Here is a 22,278-nt window from a genome sequence, read left to right as displayed (position 1 = left end):
GTGACTTGGCGGCAGCCTGCTGAATGAAAAAGAGCAGCCCGGGGGCTGCTCCTCAAAGCGCTGTGCGGCGGGCTCAGAGGCCCTGCGCGGGGTCTTGCGGCGCGGCGGGCGCGGGCGGCGCGAGCTTCGGCGCGCCGGCGCCTTGCAGCGGGTCTTCCTGACGCTGCACCGAGCCTTCGAAATGCGCGCCCGACTCGATCGCGATGGTCTTGTGAATGATGTCGCCCTCGACGCGGGCGGTCGAGGTCAGGCGGACCTTGAGGCCCCGCACCCGGCCCACGACGCGGCCGTTGATCACCACGTCATCGGCGATGATCTCGCCCTTGATGGTGGCGGTTTCGCCGACGGTGAGCAGATGGGCGCGGATATCGCCCTCGACCACGCCCTCGACCTGAACGTCGCCGGTGGTCTTGATATTGCCGACCACGGTCAGGTCGGAGGAGAGCACCGAAGCCGCGGGTTTGCCGCGCGCGGTGGGCACGAAATCGCCCATCGGACGCGAGGGCACCGAGGTCTCGGCCTTCGGCTTCTCGGTTTCGGCGGCGGCCTTGGGGCCCGGCTCGTGGATTTTGCTCTTAGAAAACATCTCTGGCAGCCTTGATGAAGGTCATCGGGTTGGTGGGTGAACCGTCCACCCGGATTTCATAGTGCAGATGCGGCCCCGTGGACCGTCCGGTATTGCCCATATCACCGATGCGATCCCCGCGCGAGACTTTTTGCCCGACGCTCACGCGGATTTTGGACAGATGGCCGTAGACGGTCGAGATCCCGAAATCATGGCGGATCTTGACGACGTTGCCGTAGCCGCTTTCCCATTCGGCGGCGGTGACGGTGCCGTCGGCGGGTGCGGTGATCGGCGTGCCCACCGAGCCCGCGAGATCGACGCCCGCATGCAGCCGCCCCCAGCGATAGCCGAAGGGCGAGGTGAAGCGGAAGTTGCCCGGCCGCACCGGCAGCGCGAAGGGCAGCTTGTCGAGCGCGATGCGATACATGTTCATCGCGTCGAGATGCTTGAGGATGTCATTGGCGCGCGCGGCATCGGCGGAGAGATCGGCGACGCTTTTCGACGAGATCGAGACCGGCATCAGCGGCCCGCCGGTGCCCGAATAGCCGCGCCGCACCTGGCTGAGGATGGTGTCGGGGTTCATGCCGGCGGCCTTGAACATCTTGTCGAGCGGCGCCATCGAGATCTGCACCGCGCCTTCGAGGGTGGTGAAGATCTCGTCGTTGCGCTCTTCGAGCAGGCGTTTTTCCAGCGCGATCTCATCGGCTTCGGAGCGCGCCGCGGCGGCGTCCTGGCTGGCCTGATCGCGCTCGGTCGCGACCTGGCCGAGCGCGGCCGAGAGCATGTCGACGGTGCTCTCCATTTCCTCGGCGCGCAGGCTCGGCGTGCGGCCGGCGGCGCCGGTGCCGGTCTCGGCGGCGGCGAGCTTGATGCGCGCGGCGTCGCGTTCGGTCATCGTGCGGCGCAGCGTCGATTGGATGACGTTGATCCCGGTCTGCAGCTCGCGGTTGCGCTCTTCCGAAGCCAACAGCGCCGATTGCATCTGCGAGACCTGCTCGAGCGCGGTCTGGAAACGGTTTTGCGCGGCCAGCGCCTCGGCGGCGCGGCTGTCGCGCTCGCGGGCGAGGCTGTCGAGGCGGTTCTCGAACGCCGCACGCGCGATCGCGGCCTGGTCGCGCGCCGAGCCCGAGGAGATCCCGTCGATGAACAGCAGCGCCGAGGCGATGACCGCCCAGGTGAACAGGAGCGCCGCCCCCGCCAGCCCGGCGAGCTGCGTCAGCGGGCGCAGCCGCACGAAGCGGGTGGTGTCGTCGGATTTCATGAACAGACGTTGCTCGGGCAGCCAGCGCTCGAGGCTCGCGTTCACGCGGAGAAGAAGGCGTTTGGGCAAACCGGAAGTCCTGTGTCGCAGCCATCGGGAGGCCCTCGGGGCGGGGCGGCGGCGGGCCGCGCCACCCGAAGGGGCCGCGACGGACTTAGCAAGCGCGGGCGGCGCGGCGCAACCGCTTTCGCCCGGACGCGGCGTCGCAGGGCGCGGGGCGGGCGGGTTTGGGCGAGATTCTGCCGAAGGCCGGGGGCGCGAAAGGCGGGCGCTGCGCCGACCCCGGCGGGGCTTGCGTATTTTTGCCAAGAAGAAACCAGGGCGCGCGCAGCTGTTTCTTCTTGGTCCAAATACGCACGCTTTGCCCGCAACCGGGCGCGGCGCCGGGCAGGGGCGGGGGCGGCTCAGCCGAGCGCGCGCACCGCTTCGAGCACCTCCTCGGCATGGCCCGCGACCTTCACCTTCGGCCAGACCTGCGCGACCTTGCCCGCGCCGTCGATCAGGAAGGTCGCGCGCTGGATGCCCATGGAGGTGCGCCCATACATGCTTTTCTCGACCCAGGTGCCGTAGCGCTCACAGGTGTCGCTCTCGGCATCCGAGACGAGCACCACGCCGAGCCCGTGTTTGGCGCAGAATTTCTCGTGTTTGGCAGTGGTATCCTTCGAGATCCCGATCACCGTCGCGCCGGCGGCGGCGAATTCGGCCCCGAGGCGGGTGAAATCGAGCGCCTCGGTGGTGCAGCCGGGGGTATCGTCCTTGGGGTAGAAATAGAGCACGACCTTGCCCGGGCGCAGCGTCGAGAGCGTCAGCTCGGCGCTCTCGGTGCCCGCTTCGGTGCGGGGCAGGGTGAACTCCGGCGCGGTTTCGCCGATGGCAATCATTTGTCTCTCCTTTTCCTGCGCAAGGCTGCTAAACTCCTCACGAAGTTAGGTCGTCTCGCCGAAATGTAAACCGGAGGCCGCGAGAGCGCCGGGGGCGGGGCGGCACATGAGGGTTGATGAGCGAAGAGCGTCCAGACGGTGATCCTCGCGCGTGGCGCGCGCGGCCGGAGAGCGCCCCTCTGGGGGAGGCTGACGGCTGCGCGGTTGCGCCCGATGCGGCGCCCGATGCGGCGCCTGATGCGGGGGCGGCGCCGCTTTCCGGGGGGGCGCGGGCCGATCTGGTGATGGCGGTCGCTGCGGCGCGGGGCGCGCGCGCGGGCGCGCGGGCGGAGCCGCCGCCCTGGCGGGCGCTGCGCCGGCCGCGCTTCGGGCTCGTCGTGGTGCTCGCGGTGCCGCTTTTGCTGATCGCGGCGCTCTTTGCGGCGATGGTGGTCACCCATCAGCCGGTGCCGGTGCCGCGCGCGCTCGTCGACCGGATCGAGACGCGCGCCAATGCGGCGCTCGGCGGGCGGCTCAAGGTCACGCTCGGCGGCGGGGCGGAGATCTTCGTCGATGAGGGGTTCTTGCCGCGGGTGCGGTTTCGCTATGTCGAGCTCACCCGCGCCTCGGGGTTGCCGATCGCGGTGCTGGGCGAGCTGCGCGCGACGCTCGACACCGAGGGCCTTTTGGCCGGGCGGCCGGGGCTGAAGAGCCTGCGGGTGCGCGGCGCGACGGTGGCGCTGCGCCGGCTCGAGGATGGCCGGATCGACCTCGATCTCGGCCAGGCGCCGATGCCTTTCACCACGATCACCGCCGCGCTCGACGCGTTCGAGGCGGCCTTCGCCACGCCCGCGCTCAAGGGGCTCGAGCAGATCACCGCCGAGGAGCTGACGCTGCGGCTGCGCGATGAGCGGCTCGGGCGCAACTGGGAGGTCTCGCAGGGGCGGCTGCGGCTCAGCCAGGATCCGCAGGCGATCGGGCTGACGCTCGCCTTCGATGTCGGCGAGGCGGGGCGGCTGCCCGCGCAGGTGGCGCTCACCGCCTCGACGCGCAAGGGCAGCCCCGAGGCGAGTTTCGGCGCGGCGGTTACCGATGTGCCCGCCCGCGATCTGGCGCTGCAATCGCCCGCGCTCGCGGTCCTTGGGCTGATCGATGCGCCGATCTCGGGCAGCCTGCGCTCGGGGCTCGATGCGGCGGGCACGCTCGAGCGGATGGATGCCACGCTCGAGCTCGGCCAGGGCGCGCTCAGCCCCGCCGAGGGCGCGCGCCCGATCCCCTTCGAGGGCGCCCATCTCGCGCTCGCCTATGACCGCGGCGCGCAGCGCGTCAGCGTCTCGGAGCTGAGCTTCACCAGCCGCGCGCTGCGTTTCAAGGCGGCGGGGCAGGCGCTCTTGCGCGAGTTCCGCAAGGGCCTGCCGCAAAGCGTGCTGACGCAGGTCTCGCTCTCGGATCTGCAGCTCGACCCCGAGGGCGTGTTCGAGCGCCCGGCGCGGTTCTCGGAAGGCGCGGTCGATCTGCGGCTGCGGCTCAAGCCCTTCCGCGCGGAACTCGGCCAGCTCCAGCTCGTCGAGGGCGACCACCGGCTGAGCGCGCGCGGCGCGGTTTCGGCCGATGCGGCGGGCTGGCGGGTGGCGGTCGATACCGGCATCGACCGGATCAGCCATGGCGATCTGCTCGCGCTCTGGCCGCCCGCGCTCGTGCCCCATACCCGTAATTGGGTCGATCTCAATGTCGCCACGGGCGAGCTGCAAAACGTGCGCGCGGCGCTGCGGCTTGCGCCCGGCGCCGAGCCGCAGCTGGCGCTCGGATATGAGTTCCGCGGCGCCGATGTGCGGGTCCTGCGCGAGCTGCCGCTGATCCGAGAGGGGCGCGGCTTTGCCACGATCCATGCCTTCTCGCATGCGCTGATGGTCGAGGAGGGGCATGTGATCGCGCCCGCGGGCGGGCAGATCGAGGTGGCCGATTCGACCATGGTGGTGCGCGATATCCGGGTGAAACCCGCGCCCGCCGAGGTCCATCTCGTCACCCGCTCGCCGATCCCGGCGGCGCTGTCGCTCCTCGATCAAAAGCCCTTCGAATTCATGACCAAGGCCGGGCGCGGCACCGATATCGCCGAGGGCTGGGCCGAGGCCGAGACCAATCTGCGCTTCGTGATGAAGAAGAAGCTGCCGCCCAATGAGGTCGATTTCGACGTGCGCGCGAAACTCATGGATGTGCGCTCGGAGAAGATCGTGCCGGGGCGGGCCTTCACGGCGGATCTCTTGCGCCTCACGGCCGATCGCAAGGGGCTCGTGATCTCGGGGCGCGGCGCGCTCGACGGGGTGCGGTTCGACGGGCGCTGGGCGCAGAATTTCGGGCCCGAATACAAGGGCCTCTCCGCGGTGCGCGGCTATGTCGAGATCACGCCGGCGGGGCTCGAGACCTTCAAGGTGGGCTTGCCGGCGGGGATGGTCTCGGGGGCGGGCTGGGGCTCGCTCGCGGTCGATCTGGTGCAGGGGGGGCGCTCGGGCTTCCGGCTCGAGACCGATCTCAAGGGGCTCGCGCTGAAGATCCCCGAGGTGGGTTTTGCCAAGGCCGCGGGCCCGAAGGGGAATTTGCAGATCGCGGGCGCGCTCGGCGCGCCGCCCGAGATCGACCGGATCGCGCTCACCGCGCCGGGGCTTTCGGGCGAGGGGCGGCTGGCGGTGGCGGCGGGGGGCGGGCTCGAGCGGCTGAGCCTGTCGAAGCTGCGGCTGGGCGGCTGGTTCGATGGCGCGGTCGATCTGGTGGGGCGCGGCGCGGGGCGCGCGCCCGATGTCGAGGTCAAGGGCGGCGCGCTCGATCTGCGCAAGATGAACCTCGGCGCGGGCGGCAAAGCGGCGGGCGGGGGCACGCGAATCTCGGGCCGGCTTGATCGGCTCACCGTCGCAGAGGGGCTCGCGCTGACCGGGCTGAAGGGCGCCTTCACCACCCGCGGCGGCTTTTCGGGGAGCTTCACCGGCCAGATCAACGGCGGCGCGGCGGTGGCGGGGCTGGTCGAGCCCGGGCCCGGCGGGCGCCCGGCGGTCAAGGTCTCGGCGCGCGATGCGGGGGCGGCGCTCGCCTCGGCCAATATCTTCGGCAAGGCGCGGGGCGGCGCGCTCGGCCTCACGCTCACCCCCACCGGTAAGCACAGCTATGACGGCTCGGCCACCGCCACCAACCTGCGGGTCAAGGATGCGCCGGTGCTCGCCTCGATGCTCTCGGCCGCCTCGATCATCGGGCTTCTCGAGCAATTGAACGGCGAGGGGATCTTGTTCTCCACCGCCGAGGCGCGCTTCCGCTTGACGCCGGAGGGGCTCAGCCTCACAAGGGGCGAGGCTCTGGGCGCCTCGATGGGCGTCACGATGACGGGCAATTACTATCCGGGCAGCGGGCAGATCGACATGCAGGGCGTGATCTCGCCATTCTATATCGTCAATGCGATCGGCCAGATCTTCGCCCGCAAGGGCGAGGGGCTCTTCGGCTTCACCTATAGCCTGACCGGCGCGGCCAAGGCGCCGAAGGTGGTGATCAACCCGCTCTCGATCTTCACGCCGGGGATGTTCCGCGAGATCTTCCGCCGGGCGCCGCCCAAGCTGGTGACGGAATAACGGGTAAGGCCATGAAACTCGACGATTTTGATTTCGATCTGCCGGAGGGGCTGATCGCGACCCGGCCCGCGCGCCCGCGCACGGCGGCGAAACTGCTGGTGGCCGAGGGCGACACGATCCGCGATCTGCATGTGGCGGATCTGGTCGATCTCTTCCGCCCGGGCGACCGGCTGGTGCTGAACAATACCAAGGTGATCCCGGCGCGGCTGTCGGGCACGCGGGCGCGGGTCACCGGGCAGGGCACCGCGGTCGCGCGGATCGAGGTGACGCTTCTTGAGCCCGCGCCGGGCGGCGCGTGGATGGCGCTCGCGAAACCCCTCCGCAAACTCGCCGAGGGCGAGGAGATCCGCTTCTCGGACGCGCTCTCGGCGCGGGTCGAGGCGATCGCCGGGGGCCAGATGCGCATCGCCTTCAACCTGACGGGGGGCGATTTCGACGCGGCGCTGGCAGAGGCGGGGGCGATGCCGCTGCCGCCCTATATCGCGGCGCTGCGCGCGCCCGATGAGGCCGACAAGACCGATTACCAGACGGTCTTTGCCCGCCATTCGGGCGCGGTGGCGGCGCCGACGGCCTCGCTGCATTTCACCCGTGAGCTGCTCGAGGCGCTGGCCGCCAAGGGGGTCACCTTCACTGAGGTGACGCTGCATGTGGGCGCGGGCACCTTCCTGCCGGTCAAGGTCGAGGATGTGACGACCCACAAGATGCATGCCGAATGGGGCGAGGTCTCGGAGGCCGCGGCGGCCGAGATCAACGCGACGCGCGCCGAGGGCGGGCGGGTGATCCCGGTCGGCACCACGGCCTTGCGGCTGATCGAGAGCGCGGCGCCCGAGCCGGGCCGGGTCGCGCCCTTCCGCGGCACCACCGAGATCTTCATCTACCCCGGCTACCGCTTCAAGGTGGCCGATGCGCTGATGACCAATTTCCACCTGCCGAAATCGACGCTGATGATGCTCGTCTCGGCGCTGATGGGGCCGGAGCGGATCCGAAAAATTTATGACCATGCGGTCAGGAACGGCTATCGTTTCTTTTCTTATGGCGATGCGTCGCTTTTGATTCCCTGACGTCGCCCGCGACACTTGGCTTTCCGAGGCGCCGCGCTATCTGCGGCGCTCCGACTTGAGGAGTTTTCGATGCTGACCGTGCTGCGCCAATCCTGGCCCCTGCTTCTGGGGGTGATGTTGTTCATGGTCGGCAACGGCATGCAGGGCACGCTGCTCGGCATCCGCGGCGGTATCGAAGAGTTCGGCACCTATGAGATGTCGATCGTGATGTCGGGCTATTTCCTCGGCTTCCTGTTCGGCTCGCAGATGACGCCGGTGATGATCCGCCGGGTGGGCCATGTGCGGGTTTTCGCGGCGCTGGGCTCGATGATCTCGGCGGTGCTGATCCTTTACGCCGCGGTGCCGCATTGGGTCGCCTGGGCGCTGATGCGGGTGGTGATCGGGTTTTCCTTCTCCGGCGTCTATATCACCGCCGAGAGCTGGCTGAACGCCTCGTCGACCAACGAGACCCGCGGTCAGGCGCTCTCGGCCTATATGATCGTGCAGATGATCGGCATCATCGCGGCGCAGATGCTGATGAACACCGCCGACCCGGCGGGCTGGCTGCTCTTCGTGATCCCCTCGGTGCTGGTCTCGGTGGCCTTCACGCCGATCCTGCTCTCGGTGGCGCCGGCGCCGGCCTTCGCAGAAGTTCAACGGTTGAACTTTGGCAAGCTGTTCCGGGCCTCGCCGCTCGGCGTGGTGGGGATGTTCCTGATGGGCGGCACCTTCTCGGCGCTCTTCGGGATGGTTTCGGTCTGGGGCACGCGGGCGGGGCTCACCGTGCCGCAGATCTCGACCTTCGTCGCGATGATCTATGTGGGCGGGCTCGTCGCGCAATATCCGATCGGCTGGGCCTCGGACCGGATGGACCGGCGCAAGCTGATCCTCGGGGTCTCGGTCGCGGGGGCGCTGGCGATGCTGGTGGCCTTTGTCTTCTCGCCGGGGTTCTGGGTGCTGGCGGGCTTGGGCGCGGTGATCGGGGGGGTGGCGAACCCGCTCTATGCGCTGCTCGTGGCCTATACCAACGATTACCTCTCCAAGGAGGATATGGCGGCGGCCTCGGGGGGGCTTCTGTTCGTCAACGGCATCGGCGCGATGGCCGGGCCGCCGATCACCGGCTGGCTGATGGAGACGGTGGGCAATGGCGGCTTCTTCCTGTTCCTCGCGCTCCTGATGAGCGGGATCGCGGGCTATGCGGCCTGGCGGATGACGCGCCGGCCGTCGCTCTCGCCGGAGGTGACGGGCGCCTATGCGGTGCTCTCGCCCACGGCGACCGCGCTGGCGGTCGATGCGGCGCTCGGCTCGGCGCAGGAAGAGGGCCCGCCCGCGGGGGGGTGAGTCGGGGGCGCGCTGAGCGCGCTGCGGCGCGCGGATGCCGCTTTGCGGCATATTTGCCGCCGCGCTGCCGCTTTGTGCGCCGCATAACCGCCCATTTACCGGGCAAACCCCTTTTTTCATTGGTTGCGCGGCGGGCAGGTCGCGGTTTTTCTTGCCCGCTCGCGGCTTTGTGTCATGGTCTCGACACGTCCACAAATCGAAGGCAAGTCTCTGATGGAACAGGTCACTTCCGTGATCGCGTTCTGGCGTGACGTGGTCGGGCCGGAACGCTGGTTTGATGCCGATCCCCTCCTTGATCAGGAGCTGCGACTCCGGTTCGAGCGCCTTTGGCGCAAGGCGCGGGTGGGGGCGCTCGAGGGCTGGGAGGAGAGCCCCGCGGGGCGGCTCGCGCTCATCTTGCTCCTCGACACTTTCCCGCGGCGGATGTTTCGCGGCACCCGCGAGGCGTTTCTCGGCGATCCTGTGGCACGCGGGGTGGCCGACCGGGCGCTCGCGCGCGGCGATGATGCCTGCCACGGCGCGGGCTGCGGGGCGGATCCGCTCGAGGGGGCGGTGCGGCTGTTCTTCTACATGCCCTTCCTCCATGCCGAGGATCTGCGCGCGCAGGAGCGCGGGCTTGCGCTCATCGCCGAACATATCCGCGGCGCGGCCGAGGAGGATGCGCGCGCGCGCCACATGGTGATCCGCCGGTTTGGCCGGTTCCCCTGGCGCAATGCCGCGGTCGGGCGGCACAGCTCCGACGAGGAGGCGGCGTTTCTCTGGGCGGGCGGCTATGACTGGGCGCTGCGGGCGCAACGCCCGCGCGGGCGCGCCGCCTGAGACCGCTGCGATCGGAAGGCTCCGGGCCCGGAGGTGTGACGGCACCCCCGGGCTTTTCTCATTGGCCTGTTGCTGCGCTGGCAAAAATAGTTTAATGCCAAACTAGTTTTCAGACGGAGGAGAGACCATGGCCGCCAGCAGCTTCGACATGATCGTGATCGGCGCCGGGCCCGGTGGCTATGTGGCCGCCATCCGGGGCGCACAACTCGGGCTCAAGGTGGCCGTGGTGGAGCGCGAACATCTGGGCGGTATCTGCCTCAACTGGGGCTGTATCCCGACCAAGGCGCTGTTGCGCTCGGCCGAGGTGTTCCACCTGATGCACCGCGCCAAGGAATTCGGCCTCTCGGCGGGTCAGATCGGCTATGATCTCGACGCGGTGGTGGCGCGCTCGCGCGGGGTGGCCAAGCAGCTTTCCGGCGGCATCGGCCATCTTCTCAAGAAGAACAAGGTCACCGTGGTGATGGGCGAGGCCACGCTGCCGAAGGCGGGGATGGTGTCGGTCAAGACCGAGAAGGGCACCGAGGAGCTCAGCGCGAAGGCGATCGTGCTCGCCACCGGCGCGCGGGCGCGCACGCTGCCCGGGCTCGAGGCCGATGGCGATCTGGTCTGGACCTACAAGCACGCGCTTGCGCCCAAACGGATGCCGAAGAAGCTCCTCGTCATCGGCTCGGGCGCGATCGGCATTGAATTTGCGAGCTTCTTCAACACTTTGGGCGCCGATACCACGGTGGTCGAGGTGATGGACCGGGTGCTGCCGGTGGAGGATGCCGAGATCTCGGCGATTGCGAAAAAGCAGTTCGAGAAACAGGGGATGAAGATCCGCGAGAAGACCACGGTGGTCAAACTCGACCGCGCGCCGGGCAAGGTCACCGCGCATCTCGAGGCGGGCGGCAAGACCGTCACCGAGGCGTTCGACACGGTGATCTCGGCGGTCGGCATCGTCGGCAATGTCGAGGGGCTGGGCCTCGAGGGGCTCGGCGTGAAGATCGACCGCACCCATGTCGTCACCGATGAATTCTGCCGCACCGGCGTGCCGGGCCTCTATGCGATCGGCGATATCGCGGGGGCGCCCTGGCTTGCGCACAAGGCCAGCCACGAGGGGGTGATGGTGGCCGAGCTGATCGCGGGCGGGCATCCGCATCCGATCAAGCCGGGCTCGATCCCGGGCTGCACCTATTGCCACCCGCAGGTCGCTTCGGTCGGGCTGACCGAGGAGAAGGCGAGGGCCGCGGGCCATGAGGTCAAGGTCGGCCGCTTCCCCTTCATCGGCAACGGCAAGGCGATCGCGCTGGGCGAGCCCGAGGGCCTCGTGAAGACCGTGTTCGACGCGAAGACGGGCGAGCTTCTGGGCGCGCATATGGTCGGCGCGGAGGTCACCGAGATGATCCAGGGCTATGTGATCGGGCGCACGCTCGAGACGACCGAGGCCGAGCTGATGGAGACCGTCTTCCCGCATCCGACGCTGAGCGAGATGATGCATGAATCGGTGCTTTCGGCCTATGGGCGGGCGATCCACTTCTGACCTTTCGGTCAAATCGCTTGACGCCGCGGCGCGGCAGGCAAAGATATCAGGGCCCGGGCATGCGCTCGGGCCTTTCGTTTCAGGGGGCGCGATGCGCGACGAGACCGAGGCGCGGTGGGGCGCGATCTTTGCGCTGTGGTTCGCGGCGCTCTGCGCGGCGGGGCAGTTTGCCAAGGTCGGGGTGATCTTGCCCGAGCTCGGCGCGCGCTGGCCGGGGCAGGGGGCGCTCTTGGGGCTCACCGTCTCGGTCGTGGGCGGCATGGGGATCGTGTTTGGCACCACGGCGGGGCTGGTGGTGGCGCGGGCGGGCGCGCGGCGGCTGATGATCGGGGCGCTGATCGCGGGCGGGCTGATCTCGGGGGTGCAGGCGCTCGGGCTGCCGTTCTGGGCGATGCTGGCGAGCCGGGTGGTCGAGGGGGTAGCGCATCTGACGGTGGTGGTCGCGGGGCCGGTCTTGATCGCGGGGGCGGCGGGGCCGCGCCATCAGGCGGCGGCGGCGACGCTCTGGTCGACCTATTTCGGCCTCGCCTTCACGATCGTCGCGATCTTCGGCCTGCCGCTGGTGCGCGCCCATGGCCCCGAGGCGCTCTGGGCGGTGCATGGCGCGCTGACGCTCGTCTCGGCGGCGGTGCTCGCGGTGGTCTTGCCGCGCGAGGTGGTGCTGCCGGCGCCGCCCCTGCGGCTCGGGCGGCTACTGGCCGATCATCTCGAGATCTACCGCAGCCCCTGGCTCGGCGCGCCGGCCTTCGGCTTCATCTTCTACACGCTGATCTTCGTGGCGATCGTGACGGTGACGCCCGGCCTCGTGCCCCCCGAGAGCCGAGGCACGACCGCCGCGCTGATGCCGCTCCTGTCGATCCTCGTCTCGATGAGCCTTGGCGTGCAGATCAGCCGCCGGCTGAGCGCGGTGCTCTGCGCGCAACTGGGCTTTGCCGGGGGGGCGGCGGCGGCGCTTTTGTGGGCCTTCGCCACCGGGCCGCTGGCCGTGCTCGCCGCCTGCGCGATGGCGGCCAGCCTCGGCCTCTCGCAAGGCGCGAGCTTCGCCGCGGTGCCCGAACTCAACCGCTCCGCCGAGGACCGCGCCCGCGCCTCCGGGGCGCTCGCGCAGATGGGCAGCCTCGGCAATACGCTCGGCACGCCGATCCTCGTGACGCTGATCGAGGCGCAGGGGCGCGGCGCGCTCACCGCCTTCGTGCTGCCGGTCTGCCTTGGCGGCATCGCGATGCATCTGTGGCAAGCCAACCGCCGCGCGCGCGCCCCGAGATGAAAAAAGAGGCCGCAGCCCCTTCATCTTGCCACAAATATCCCGCGGGGGTTCGGGGGCGCGAAGCCCCCGGCGCGGGGCTTGTGGAAAGCGCGCGGAGGCGCTGCCCCCCTGCCTCCGGCAGTCCCCCGGGATATTTTTACATCATTGAAACGGATCAGACCCGCTCGATTGCGCCCCCGGCGGCGTGCCAGTCGTAGAGCCCGCCGAGGTTGTAGACCGTCTTGTAGCCCATCTGCGCCAGCATCTGCGCGGCGCCGGCGCTGCGCGCGCCCGAGGCGCAGTAGAGCGCGACCGGCTTGTCGACCGAGAGCTGCTTGAGGCATTCCGGGCTCGAGGGATCGCATTTCATCCGGATCGCCGCCAGCGGCACATGCAGCGCGCCCTTGGCCTTGCCGCTCGCCTTGAGCTCCATGCCGTCGCGCACATCGATCACGACGAGCTCGCCCGCCGCCGCCTGCGCCACCGCATCCTTGCCGCTGATCCGCGCCGCGCCGCCCGAAGGCCGAAGGAAGTTGAACATTGCGAAAACCCTTTCCGTGCGGGCCGGAGGCGGCCCTGCTGCGCCTGATTTGGCAGATCGGGCGGTTAAATCAAGCCCCGGCACCGCGCCGCCGCGAAAATAATATTCACAAAGGCGAATATCAGCCGGGCGGGCCGCGGCGCCTGCCTGCGGTTTGTGCATTTTCCGTGCCGGGCGGCGCGATGTTCGGCCTTCGTTCGCATATTTCGGTTGGAGACTCGCGCGCCGCCCCCTATCTAGGGCGGGTGACCGGGTTCAGGGGTGCGACATGGCCGAACAGAAGTTCATCGAGGTGCGCGGCGCGCGCGAGCATAACCTCAAGGGGGTCGATCTCGACATCCCGCGCGATGCGCTCACCGTGATCACCGGGCTCTCGGGCTCGGGCAAGAGCTCGCTCGCCTTCGACACGATCTATGCCGAGGGCCAGCGCCGCTATGTCGAGAGCCTTTCGGCCTATGCGCGCCAGTTCCTCGACATGATGGGCAAGCCCGATGTCGACCATATCTCGGGCCTCTCGCCCGCGATCTCGATCGAGCAGAAGACCACCTCGAAGAACCCGCGCTCGACCGTCGGCACGGTCACCGAGATCTATGATTACCTGCGGCTTCTCTTCGCGCGCGCGGGCACGCCCTACAGCCCCGCGACCGGCCTGCCGATCGAGGCGCAGCAGGTGCAGGACATGGTCGACCGGGTGATGGCGATGGAGGAGGGCGCACGCGGCTATCTGCTCGCGCCGGTGATCCGCGACCGCAAGGGCGAGTATCGCAAGGAATTCGCCGAATGGCGCAAGGCGGGCTTCCAGCGCGTCAAGGTCAATGGCGCGTTTTACGACCTGGAGGAGCCGCCGACCCTCGACAAGAAATTCCGCCACAATATCGATGTGGTGGTCGACCGGATCGTGGTGCGCGAGGGGCTCGAGACGCGGCTGGCCGACAGTTTGCGCACCGCACTCGACCTCGCCGACGGGATCGCGCTCTGGGAGGAGGCCCTGGCCCCCGATGCGCCCGAGGGCACCGAGCCCGCGCGGATCACATTCTCGGAGAAATTCGCCTGCCCGGTTTCGGGGTTCACGATCCCGGAAATCGAGCCGCGGCTCTTTTCCTTCAACGCGCCGTTTGGGGCCTGCCCGGTCTGCGACGGGCTCGGGGTCGAGCTTTTCTTCGACGAGCGGCTGATCGTGCCTGATGCGGCGCTTTCGATCCCGGGGGGGGCGATCGCGCCCTGGGCGAAATCGAAAAGCCCCTATTTCACCCAGACGGTCGACGCGCTCGCCAAGCATTACGGCTTTGATAAACGCAAGCCCTGGAAGGACTTGCCGGACAAAGTCAAAGCGCTTTTCCTGCGCGGTTCGGGGGCGGAGGAGATCCCGTTCCGCTTTGACGAGGCCGGGCGCGTCTATGAAGTCAGCCGCACCTTCGAGGGCGTGATCCCCAATATGGAGCGGCGCTGGCGCGAGACCGACAGCGCCTGGGTGCGCGAAGAATTCGAGCGCTATCAGAACAACCGCCCCTGCGGCGCCTGCGGCGGCTACCGGCTGAACCCGGCGGCGCTCGCGGTGAAGATCGGCGGGATGCATATCGGCCAGATCGTCGAGCTCTCGATCCGCGAGGCCCATGACCGGATCGGCGAGGTGCCCGCGCATCTCACCGGCCAGCAAAACGAGATCGCGCGGCCGATCCTGAAGGAGATCCGCGAGCGGCTGGGCTTTCTGATCAATGTCGGGCTCGATTACCTGACGCTGAGCCGCGCGGCGGGCACGCTCTCGGGCGGCGAGAGCCAGCGGATCCGGCTCGCCAGCCAGATCGGCTCGGGGCTCACCGGCGTGCTCTATGTGCTCGACGAACCCTCGATCGGGCTGCATCAGCGCGACAATGACCGCCTGCTCGCCACGCTGAAAAACCTGCGCGATCAAGGCAATACCGTGCTCGTGGTCGAACATGACGAGGATGCGATCCGGCATGCGGATTATGTCTTCGACATCGGCCCGGGGGCGGGGGTGCATGGCGGGCAGGTGGTTGCGCGCGGCACGCCCGAGGAGATCGCGGCCGACCCCGCGAGCCTCACCGGCCAATATCTGAGCGGGGCGCGCGCGATCGAGGTGCCGGCGCTGCGCCGCGAGGGCAATGGCAAGAAACTCACCGTGGTGAAGGCCTCGGGCAACAACCTCAAGGATGTGACGGTCGAGTTCCCCTTGGGCAAATTCGTCTGCGTGACCGGGGTGTCGGGCGGGGGCAAATCGACGCTGACGATCGAGACGCTCTACAAGACCGCCGCGATGCGGCTCAACGGCGCGCGCGAAACGCCCGCGCCTTGCGAGCAGATCAAGGGCTTCGAGCACCTCGACAAGGTCATCGACATCGACCAGCGCCCGATCGGCCGCACCCCGCGCTCGAACCCCGCGACCTATACCGGCGCCTTCACGCCGATCCGCGACTGGTTCGCGGGCCTGCCCGAGGCGCAGGCGCGCGGCTACAAGCCGGGGCGGTTCTCCTTCAACGTCAAGGGCGGGCGCTGCGAGGCCTGTCAGGGCGATGGGGTGATCAAGATCGAGATGCATTTCCTGCCCGATGTCTATGTCACCTGCGAGACCTGCAAGGGCCAGCGCTACAACCGCGAGACCTTGGAAATCAAGTTCAAGAACAAGAGCATAGCGGACGTTCTTGAGATGACGGTTGAGGATGCGCAGGGCTTCTTCAAGGCGGTGCCCTCGATCCGCGAGAAGATGGATGCGCTCGTCGAGGTGGGGCTTGGCTATATCAAGGTCGGCCAGCAGGCGACGACGCTCTCGGGCGGCGAGGCGCAGCGCGTGAAGCTCTCCAAGGAGCTCAGCCGCCGCGCGACGGGGCGCACGCTCTACATCCTCGACGAGCCCACCACGGGGCTGCATTTCGAGGATGTGCGCAAACTCCTCGAGGTGCTGCACAGCCTCGTGGATCAGGGCAATACGGTGGTGGTGATCGAACACAACCTCGATGTGATCAAGACCGCCGATTGGGTGATCGACATCGGCCCCGAAGGCGGCGACGGCGGCGGCGAGATCGTCGCGACCGGCACGCCCGAGGCGATCGCCGCGAGCCCGCGCAGCCACACCGGGCGCTATCTCGCGCCGATGCTGGGGATCCGCACGGCCGCCGAATAGGGGGCGCTGCCCCCTCGGGCTTCGCCCTCACCCCCGGGATATTTCGACATCGTTGAAAACACCCCGTTTCAATGATGTGCAAATATCCCGGGGGGCTGCCCGCAAGGCAGCGGGGGCAGCGCCCCCTCCGGGCTAACGGCTGCGCGCGGGGCCCACCACCTCGATCACGAGATGGCTGTCGGCCGCAACCTTATAGATCATGCGATTGACGAGGTAGTAGCGCCACGGGCCATCGACGGGCGCGAGCCCGTAGCGGTCGAGTTCCATCAGCATCGAATGATCATAGACCGGGAAGGGGTCGCCCACCGCATAATCGGGGGCGCGGGCGTTTTGCAGCACCCAGCGGTTGCCCTGTTTGCAAAACCGGTCGCCCGTGCTTTGCATGATGCGACATTCCTCGGCCCGCGCGAGGCTCGGCGCGAGGGTCAGGAGGGCGAGGAGGAGCGGTGCGGCGGAGCTCATGGGGTCAGTTTACCCCAGCCGCCGCACGGGCCAAGAAAAAACCGCCCGAAGCTTCCCCCGGGCGGTCCAAGCGGTTGAAAACCTCCGCTTATTTCTTCATCGGGCAGGTGTTCATCCCGAAGATCGAATAGGCCGGGCAGCTGCCCAGGATGCCGGTGAAGAGCGGGATGATCCCGATCAGATAGGCCCAGCGGTAGGTCGCTTCGGTGTTGAGGAAGAAGCCCGCGATCAGCGCGAGGCCGAGGACGATGCGCAGCACGCGGTCGATACCGCCGACGTTATATTTGAACATGATCTAAGCTCCCTGATCATTCGGATGGTCGTCGGGCGCGGGCGCGCCCTGGATAAGGCCTTCTTAACCTGAGTCGGCGTCCATGTCTGTGACATGATCACCAAGGGCCGGCGGGGCTCAGCCGGCCTCGCAAAGCGCCAGCCGCTCGAGCGCGCGCGGATCGAGGATCTGCACCGCGCCGCGCTCCGTCGCGACCCAGCCGCGCCGGGCGAAGGCGTCGAGCCGGCGGGAGACGACCTCGCGCGCCGAGCCGATCTGGGCGGCGATCTCGGCATGGGTGGCGGCGACGCGGCCCGCTTCGGCGCGCGCGCAGAGCCAGCCCGCAAGCCGCGCCTCGACCGATTGGAACGAGACCCGTTCCATCAGCGCGATCATGCCGTTCATCCGCTCGGCGAAAGCGGCGAAGACCATCTGTCGAAAGCTCGGCGCGCGGTCGATCAGCTCGAGAAAGAGCCCGCGCGGCACGAGCACGATGCGGGTCGGGCGCGTGGTGACCGCCTCGCCCGCGTAATCGCCCCCGCCGAGCAGCCCGAGCGTCGTCTGCACGCAGCTTTGCCCCGGCTCGACCGCGTAGAGCAGAAGCTCGCGCCCGTTCGCGCCGGTCAGGAAGACCTCGATCCGCCCCTCGAGCACGATCGCGAAGCCCGCCACCGGCTCGCCCGGGCGAAAGAGCACCGCGCCGCGCGGCAGATCCATCGGCACAAGCGCGCCAAGTGCGGCGCGCGCGGCGTCGTCAAGGCCGGTGAGGGCGGGGGAAAGCTGGGTCCAGTCGCTCATGGCGCTGTTCTAGCGGCTGGGGGCGGGCGGCGAAAGGGGCGCCGCCCGTCCGGCGGCCGATCAGTTCAGCAGATCGGTCATCAGCCCGACGACGGCGAGCACCTTCATCGTGGTGTCGTCGACGCGCACGATGGTGCCGTCGATCACCCGGTAGTGCTGATGATCGGGCAGGCGCGGCAGCCGTCCGTCATAGCGGCTGCGGTCGATGATCACCCAATCGCGGGCGTCATCGCCCAGATGCGGGCCGCGTTGCAGGCCCGGCGCGCGCACGCCCGAGGGCGTCACGCCGAGCTGCGGGGGCGTGGCTTTGTGGGCCTTGTCATGGCCTTTGCCCGGGTGCTTTTGCGGCGCGCTCTCGCACAGCATCTGGCCATTGCCGAGCGCGATGCAGCCGGCTTGCGATTTGGACCCGGCCAGCGCGGGCGGCGCGGCGAGCGTCACGCCGAGCGCGCCGATCAGCGCGACGAAAGCGGGCCGGGACATATGGCGAAACATGGATCTCTCCCCTCGAGTGCTTTGGCTATAAACACCCTCGGGGCGAGAAGGTTCCAGCCTCCCGGCCCGTTTGTCGCGCGGATGTGACCGCGCGTCAGGCGCCGTGAGGCCGCGCCGCGAGCCGCGGCAGCATCGCGGAGAAATCGCGGCCGCGGCCGTCCTCCTCCTCGACGAAACGGCCGTAGAGCTCGGCCGCGAGCGCGCCCATCGGCGTATCGGCATCGGCGCCCGCCGCGGCTTGCTGGCTCAGGCGCAGGTCCTTGAGCATCAATTCCGCCGCGAAGCCAGGCTTGTAGCCGTTGTCGGCGGGCGAGCTGGGGCCCACCCCCGGCGCCGGGCAATAGGCGTTGACCGACCAGCTCGACCCAGACGAGGTCGAGACCACGTCGAAGAGCTTTTGCGCCTCGAGCCCGAGCTTTTCGGCCAGCGCGAAGGCCTCGCAGGTGGCGATCATGGTGACGCCGAGGATCATGTTGTTGCAGATCTTCGCCGCCTGGCCCGCGCCCGCCGCGCCGCAATGCACCGCCTTCTGGCCCATCACCTCGAAGAGCGGCAAGACGGTGGCAAAGGCCGCGTCCGTGCCGCCGACCATGAAGGTCAGCGTGCCCGCGCTGGCGCCGCCGACGCCGCCCGAGACCGGGGCATCGAGCGCGCCGAGCCCGGCCGCCGCCGCCATCTCGGCCACCGCGCGCGCACTCTCGACATCGACCGTCGAGCAATCGCACAGCACCGCGCCCGGCGCCATCGCCGGGATCAGCTCGCCCGCCACCGCGCGCAAGATCGCGCCATTGGGCAGCATGGTGATCACCACCGCGGCGCCGGTGGCCGCCTCGGCCGCGGAGGCGGCGCGCTGCACCCCCTCGGGCGGCGCGGCCGCGAGGTCGAAGCCCATCACCTCATGGCCCGCTTTCGCGAGATTGGCCGCCATCGGCCCGCCCATGTTCCCAAGTCCGATAAAACCGATTTTCATGTGTCCTCCCAAGACATTACGAGCCGTTCTTCAGGCGGCGAAAGGGATTTCCCAGCCTTTCGGCAGGGGCTCCAGAAGCGCCGCGACCGCCGCTTCGGGCAGCGTTTCGAGGCTGTATTTCCAGACCGGCTTGCGGTCCTTGTCGATGATCTGGGCGCGCACGCCCTCGAGGAAATCGGCGTGTTCGACCGCGCGCAGCGTGAAGCGGAACTCGTTTTCCAGCGCCGAGCGGATGTCGGGCGTGGCGCGCGTCATCCGCACCAGCCGCAGCGCCGCCTCCATCGAAAGCGCCGAGTTGCGCCGGATCGTGGCGAGCGTCTCGGCGGCGAAAACCGTGCCCGCCGTTTCCAAAGACGCAACAATCTCGCGCAGGTTGGCGCCGCCGAAGGCCGCCTCGATCTGCGGCCGACGATCGGCGAGAAAGCCCTTCGCCTCCGGCATCCGCCCGCGCGCGATCACGCCGAGATCGGCGGTCTCGACAAGCCGCGCCTTCAGCGCCTCCCATTCCGCCTCCGGAGCGTAAACATCGGCAAAACCTGCATAAATCGCATCCGCCGCGCCGATCCGCGCGCCGGTCAGGCCGAGATATTCGCCCACCCGCCCGGGCGCGCGCGCCAAAAGCAGCGTGCCGCCGACATCGGGGATCAGCCCGATCCCGCATTCCGGCATGGCGATCTGCGTGGTGTCGCCGACCACGCGGCAGGTCACATGGCCGCCGACGCCGACGCCGCCGCCCATCACGAACCCCTGCATGAAGGAAACAATCGGCTTCGGATATTCGGCCAGATCGGCGTTCATCCGATATTCGTCGCGCCAGAATTTCGGCCCGGTGGTGAAATCGCCCGCGCGGCCCTGATGGTAGATCTTGGCGATATCGCCGCCCGCGCAAAAGGCGCGCGGCCCGACTGCGTCGATCACCACGATCTCGACCTCGGGGTCGTCGCGCCAGGCGACGAGCGCGCGCTCGATCGCCATCGCCATATCGAAATCGAGCGCGTTGAGCGCCTTCTCCCGGTTGAAGGTCAGCCGCCCCGCGCGGCCTTCCTTGCGCACGATCATCGTCTCTTCGCTCATTCGCCCCGCTCCGCTTTCATGGCGCGGCTGATGATCAACCGCATGATTTCATTGGTGCCTTCGAGGATCTGGTGGACGCGCAGATCGCGCACGATCTTCTCGATGCCGTAATCGGCGAGATAGCCGTAGCCACCGTGCAGCTGCAGGCATTGGTTGGCCACCTCGAAGGCCGCGTCGGTGACGTAAAGCTTTGCCATGGCGCAGAATTTCGTCGCGTCCGGGGCGCGGTTGTCGAGCTTCCAGGCCGCCTGGCGCAGGAAGATCCGGGCCGATTGCAGCTTGACCTCCATCTCGGCGAGGCGGAATTGCAGCGCCTGGAACTGATCGAGGCTCTGGCCGAAGGCCTGGCGCTCGGACATGTAGCGCTGCGTCGCGTCGAGCGCGGCCTGCGCGCCGCCGAGCGCCGAGGCCGCGATGTTGAGCCGCCCGCCGTCGAGCCCGGCCATCGCATAGGCAAAGCCGCGCCCCTCCTCGCCGATCAGGTTCTCGGCCGGCACCGGGCAGGCGTCGAATTGCACCTGCGCGGTGGGTTGGGCGCGCCAGCCCATCTTGTCCTCGGCCGCGCCGAAGCTCAGCCCCTCGGTGCCGGCCTCGACGACGAGGGTCGAGATCCCTTTCGGGCCGGGGCCGCCGGTGCGGACCATGGTCAGATAGGCGTCGGAGTAGCCGCCGCCCGAGATGAAGGCCTTGGTGCCGGTCACCGCCCAGCCGCCCGGCGCGGCTTCGGCGCGGGTGCGCAGCGCGGCCGCATCCGAGCCCGAGCCGGGTTCCGTCAGGCAGTAGGAAAACACCGTCTCCATCGTGCAGAGTTTGGGCAGCCAGCGCGCCTTGTTCTCGGGCGTGCCGAATTTGTCGATCATGCCGCCGCACATGTTATGGATCGACAGAAACGACCCGACCGCCGGGCAAGCCATTGCCAGCGCTTCGAAAATCAGCGTCGCATCGAGCCGCGAGAGGCCCGAGCCGCCCCAGTCCTCGGCGACATAGATCCCGCCGAGGCCAAGCTCGGCGAGCTTTGGCCAGAGGCTTTTGGGGATCGTGCCCTCGGCCTCCCAGGCGCGGGCATGGGGCGCGATCTCGGCTTGGCCAAAGGCATGGGCCATGTCGAAAATCGCCTGTTGTTCCTCGCTGAGTGCAAAATCCATGAGCTCCTCCCGAAGTCGTCTGGGTCAAAGTGTCTGCGCCGCGCGGCGCGAAGGCAAGGGTGCGCTTGTCGGGCGCGGGGGGCGTTGATAGGGGGGCCGCCGAGCCCAGAAGGAGAGCGCCCCAGAATGTCTCAGACCCCGACGCCCGAGCCCGCCCCGACGCCCGAAGCGCTCGACATGGCCGCGGGGTTGAAAGACGCGCTGAAGACCGTCGACGGCCTCTTCGGCATCGAAAAGATGCTGCGCGACGAGGGCGAGGACCGCACCAAGATCTATTACGAGCAGTCGCGGATCGGCTAGGAGAAGTTCTACAGCCAGCGCGGCTGCATGCATCTTGCGATCAACATGGACCGTGTCTACCACCCCTCGGGGTTCCGCGCGCAGGCGGTCATGGTCAAGCGCAAGATCGTCAACCGCGGCGCGAAACGGGTGCTCGAGCTGGGCGCGGGGATGGGGTTCAACGTGCTGCATCTGGCCGAGCAGCTGCCCGAGGTGGAGTTTGTCGCGCTCGATCTGATGCCCGCCCATGTCGCGGCGATCCGGGCGCGCGCGGCCGAGCTCGGGCTGACGAATGTCACCGCGGTCGAGGCGAGCTACGAGCCGATCCCGGCGGAGCTGGGCACCTTCGATGTGGTCTTCAGCGTCGAGACGCTGTGCTATGCGGTCGATCTCGACGCGGTTGCGGGCGCGATCGCGCGGGTTCTCGCGCCGGGCGGCTGGTTTGTCATGTTCGACGTGTTCCGCAACCTGCCCTTCGAGGACTTCGCCCCCGAGATGCAGCGCGCGGTGAAGCTCTATGAAATCTCGATGGCGGTGAACAACGGCTTTTCCAACGCCCCGGCCTGGGAGGCGGCGCTGACGGGGGCGGGGATGGCGATCGAGAGCTGCGTCGATCGCAGCCTCGAGGTTCTGCCGGGGCTGTGTGATCTGCACCGGCGCACGGCGCCCTTCGTCGGCGACTGGAAGGCGCGGCTCGCGGTCAAGGCGGTGCCCTATCTGGCGCGCAACGCCGTCGCGGGGATCCTCGGCCCCTATGTCTATGCGCAGTTCGAGCTGCCCGCGGGGCGCGAGACCGGGCCGCTCAGCTACATGCGGCTGTCGGCGTTCAAGCGCTGAGG

At 68.7% G+C, this 22,278-nt stretch carries 20 protein-coding genes; 9 read left to right on the top strand and 11 right to left on the bottom strand.

The features are described 5' to 3' along the window. Positions 1-73 precede the first annotated feature (73 nt). The 3 genes from LPB142_RS10620 to LPB142_RS10610 all read right to left on the bottom strand — a co-directional run bounded on the left by LPB142_RS10620 (position 74) and on the right by LPB142_RS10610 (position 2,707). The gene (locus LPB142_RS10620) at positions 74-586 is read right to left on the bottom strand and encodes a bactofilin family protein (RefSeq protein ID WP_071166361.1); all 513 of its coding nucleotides are present in this window, start codon (positions 584-586) and stop codon (positions 74-76) included. Then, on the bottom strand, positions 576-1,895 hold the full coding sequence (locus LPB142_RS10615) for a M23 family metallopeptidase (protein WP_071166360.1): 1,320 nt from the start codon (positions 1,893-1,895) through the stop codon (positions 576-578). The genes LPB142_RS10620 and LPB142_RS10615 overlap by 11 nt, the downstream gene beginning before the upstream one ends. A gap of 335 nt (positions 1,896-2,230) precedes the next feature. Continuing rightward, positions 2,231-2,707 carry a peroxiredoxin gene (locus tag LPB142_RS10610; protein WP_071166359.1) on the bottom strand — a complete coding sequence of 159 codons (477 nt, stop codon included), beginning with the start codon at positions 2,705-2,707 and terminating at the stop codon, positions 2,231-2,233. A gap of 116 nt (positions 2,708-2,823) precedes the next feature. On the opposite strand from LPB142_RS10610, the gene LPB142_RS10605 reads away from it, so the two are divergent. The 6 genes from LPB142_RS10605 to LPB142_RS10580 all read left to right on the top strand — a co-directional run bounded on the left by LPB142_RS10605 (position 2,824) and on the right by LPB142_RS10580 (position 12,286). Further along, the gene (locus LPB142_RS10605) at positions 2,824-6,297 is read left to right on the top strand and encodes a hypothetical protein (RefSeq protein WP_083392664.1); all 3,474 of its coding nucleotides are present in this window, start codon (positions 2,824-2,826) and stop codon (positions 6,295-6,297) included. Positions 6,298-6,308: 11 nt separating this feature from the next. Further along, positions 6,309-7,358: a tRNA preQ1(34) S-adenosylmethionine ribosyltransferase-isomerase QueA gene (gene queA, locus LPB142_RS10600; RefSeq protein WP_071166358.1), complete on the top strand. Its 1,050-nt coding sequence runs from the start codon at positions 6,309-6,311 to the stop codon at positions 7,356-7,358. Positions 7,359-7,427: 69 nt separating this feature from the next. Beyond that, on the top strand, positions 7,428-8,678 hold the full coding sequence (locus LPB142_RS10595) for an MFS transporter (RefSeq protein WP_071166357.1): 1,251 nt from the start codon (positions 7,428-7,430) through the stop codon (positions 8,676-8,678). A gap of 213 nt (positions 8,679-8,891) precedes the next feature. Next, positions 8,892-9,497: a DUF924 family protein gene (locus tag LPB142_RS10590; RefSeq protein ID WP_071166356.1), complete on the top strand. Its 606-nt coding sequence runs from the start codon at positions 8,892-8,894 to the stop codon at positions 9,495-9,497. Positions 9,498-9,624: 127 nt separating this feature from the next. Beyond that, positions 9,625-11,019 (top strand): dihydrolipoyl dehydrogenase, encoded by a 1,395-nt coding sequence (gene lpdA / locus LPB142_RS10585; protein ID WP_071166355.1) that lies wholly within the window; start codon positions 9,625-9,627, stop codon positions 11,017-11,019. A 91-nt stretch (positions 11,020-11,110) separates the two neighbouring features. Next, positions 11,111-12,286, top strand: a complete 1,176-nt coding sequence (locus LPB142_RS10580; protein ID WP_071166354.1) for an MFS transporter — start codon at positions 11,111-11,113, stop codon at positions 12,284-12,286. A gap of 154 nt (positions 12,287-12,440) precedes the next feature. On the opposite strand, the gene LPB142_RS10575 is transcribed toward LPB142_RS10580, so the two are convergent. Then, positions 12,441-12,806, bottom strand: coding sequence for a rhodanese-like domain-containing protein (locus LPB142_RS10575; RefSeq protein WP_068766705.1), 366 nt, complete (start codon positions 12,804-12,806; stop codon positions 12,441-12,443). A 268-nt stretch (positions 12,807-13,074) separates the two neighbouring features. Here LPB142_RS10575 and uvrA point away from each other — a divergent pair, with 268 nt between their 5' ends. Next, the gene (gene uvrA, locus LPB142_RS10570) at positions 13,075-15,945 is read left to right on the top strand and encodes an excinuclease ABC subunit UvrA (RefSeq protein ID WP_071166353.1); all 2,871 of its coding nucleotides are present in this window, start codon (positions 13,075-13,077) and stop codon (positions 15,943-15,945) included. A 132-nt stretch (positions 15,946-16,077) separates the two neighbouring features. On the opposite strand, the gene LPB142_RS10565 is transcribed toward uvrA, so the two are convergent. From LPB142_RS10565 to LPB142_RS10535, 7 genes are all read right to left on the bottom strand, one after another. Then, positions 16,078-16,407 carry a hypothetical protein gene (locus tag LPB142_RS10565; RefSeq protein ID WP_071166352.1) on the bottom strand — a complete coding sequence of 110 codons (330 nt, stop codon included), beginning with the start codon at positions 16,405-16,407 and terminating at the stop codon, positions 16,078-16,080. Positions 16,408-16,495: 88 nt separating this feature from the next. Next, positions 16,496-16,699, bottom strand: coding sequence for a YgaP family membrane protein (locus LPB142_RS10560; protein WP_071166351.1), 204 nt, complete (start codon positions 16,697-16,699; stop codon positions 16,496-16,498). Between the two features lie 117 nt (positions 16,700-16,816). Further along, a complete protein-coding gene (locus LPB142_RS10555) occupies positions 16,817-17,476 on the bottom strand; it encodes a Crp/Fnr family transcriptional regulator (protein WP_071166350.1) in 660 nt (219 codons plus the stop codon). A 60-nt stretch (positions 17,477-17,536) separates the two neighbouring features. Next, a complete protein-coding gene (locus LPB142_RS10550; RefSeq protein ID WP_156894362.1) occupies positions 17,537-17,971 on the bottom strand; it encodes a hypothetical protein in 435 nt (144 codons plus the stop codon). Between the two features lie 94 nt (positions 17,972-18,065). Continuing rightward, positions 18,066-18,941 (bottom strand): 3-hydroxyisobutyrate dehydrogenase, encoded by an 876-nt coding sequence (gene mmsB / locus LPB142_RS10545; RefSeq protein WP_068766711.1) that lies wholly within the window; start codon positions 18,939-18,941, stop codon positions 18,066-18,068. Between the two features lie 30 nt (positions 18,942-18,971). Further along, complete coding sequence (locus tag LPB142_RS10540; protein WP_068766712.1) at positions 18,972-20,015, bottom strand: enoyl-CoA hydratase/isomerase family protein; 1,044 nt, start codon at positions 20,013-20,015, stop codon at positions 18,972-18,974. Continuing rightward, on the bottom strand, positions 20,012-21,160 hold the full coding sequence (locus LPB142_RS10535) for an acyl-CoA dehydrogenase family protein (protein WP_071166348.1): 1,149 nt from the start codon (positions 21,158-21,160) through the stop codon (positions 20,012-20,014). The genes LPB142_RS10540 and LPB142_RS10535 overlap by 4 nt, the downstream gene beginning before the upstream one ends. A 126-nt stretch (positions 21,161-21,286) precedes the next feature. On the opposite strand from LPB142_RS10535, the gene LPB142_RS19060 reads away from it, so the two are divergent. Beyond that, positions 21,287-21,460, top strand: a complete 174-nt coding sequence (locus LPB142_RS19060) for a hypothetical protein (protein WP_156894361.1) — start codon at positions 21,287-21,289, stop codon at positions 21,458-21,460. Positions 21,461-21,487: 27 nt separating this feature from the next. Continuing rightward, positions 21,488-22,276, top strand: coding sequence for a class I SAM-dependent methyltransferase (locus LPB142_RS10530; RefSeq protein WP_071166347.1), 789 nt, complete (start codon positions 21,488-21,490; stop codon positions 22,274-22,276). The last annotated feature ends 2 nt before the right edge of the window (positions 22,277-22,278 follow it).

Source organism: Rhodobacter xanthinilyticus, assembly GCF_001856665.1.
Classification (GTDB): Bacteria; Pseudomonadota; Alphaproteobacteria; order Rhodobacterales; family Rhodobacteraceae; genus Rhodobacter; species Rhodobacter xanthinilyticus.
This window is presented reverse-complemented; position numbering and strand designations above follow the sequence as displayed.

Bases quoted from the DNA above. Each gene is read 5' to 3' on its own strand.
- LPB142_RS10620 (WP_071166361.1), bottom strand. From the start codon at position 586: ATGTTTTCTAAGAGCAAAATCCACGAGCCGGGCCCCAAGGCCGCCGCC.
- LPB142_RS10610 (WP_071166359.1), bottom strand. From the start codon at position 2,707: ATGATTGCCATCGGCGAAACCGCGCCGGAGTTCACCCTGCCCCGCACC.
- LPB142_RS10605 (WP_083392664.1), top strand. From the start codon at position 2,824: ATGAGCGAAGAGCGTCCAGACGGTGATCCTCGCGCGTGGCGCGCGCGG.
- queA (WP_071166358.1), top strand. From the start codon at position 6,309: ATGAAACTCGACGATTTTGATTTCGATCTGCCGGAGGGGCTGATCGCG.
- LPB142_RS10595 (WP_071166357.1), top strand. From the start codon at position 7,428: ATGCTGACCGTGCTGCGCCAATCCTGGCCCCTGCTTCTGGGGGTGATG.
- LPB142_RS10590 (WP_071166356.1), top strand. From the start codon at position 8,892: ATGGAACAGGTCACTTCCGTGATCGCGTTCTGGCGTGACGTGGTCGGG.
- lpdA (WP_071166355.1), top strand. From the start codon at position 9,625: ATGGCCGCCAGCAGCTTCGACATGATCGTGATCGGCGCCGGGCCCGGT.
- LPB142_RS10580 (WP_071166354.1), top strand. From the start codon at position 11,111: ATGCGCGACGAGACCGAGGCGCGGTGGGGCGCGATCTTTGCGCTGTGG.
- LPB142_RS10575 (WP_068766705.1), bottom strand. From the start codon at position 12,806: ATGTTCAACTTCCTTCGGCCTTCGGGCGGCGCGGCGCGGATCAGCGGC.
- uvrA (WP_071166353.1), top strand. From the start codon at position 13,075: ATGGCCGAACAGAAGTTCATCGAGGTGCGCGGCGCGCGCGAGCATAAC.
- LPB142_RS10565 (WP_071166352.1), bottom strand. From the start codon at position 16,407: ATGAGCTCCGCCGCACCGCTCCTCCTCGCCCTCCTGACCCTCGCGCCG.
- LPB142_RS10560 (WP_071166351.1), bottom strand. From the start codon at position 16,699: ATGTTCAAATATAACGTCGGCGGTATCGACCGCGTGCTGCGCATCGTC.
- LPB142_RS10555 (WP_071166350.1), bottom strand. From the start codon at position 17,476: ATGAGCGACTGGACCCAGCTTTCCCCCGCCCTCACCGGCCTTGACGAC.
- LPB142_RS10550 (WP_156894362.1), bottom strand. From the start codon at position 17,971: ATGTTTCGCCATATGTCCCGGCCCGCTTTCGTCGCGCTGATCGGCGCG.
- mmsB (WP_068766711.1), bottom strand. From the start codon at position 18,941: ATGAAAATCGGTTTTATCGGACTTGGGAACATGGGCGGGCCGATGGCG.
- LPB142_RS10540 (WP_068766712.1), bottom strand. From the start codon at position 20,015: ATGAGCGAAGAGACGATGATCGTGCGCAAGGAAGGCCGCGCGGGGCGG.
- LPB142_RS10535 (WP_071166348.1), bottom strand. From the start codon at position 21,160: ATGGATTTTGCACTCAGCGAGGAACAACAGGCGATTTTCGACATGGCC.
- LPB142_RS19060 (WP_156894361.1), top strand. From the start codon at position 21,287: ATGTCTCAGACCCCGACGCCCGAGCCCGCCCCGACGCCCGAAGCGCTC.
- LPB142_RS10530 (WP_071166347.1), top strand. From the start codon at position 21,488: ATGCATCTTGCGATCAACATGGACCGTGTCTACCACCCCTCGGGGTTC.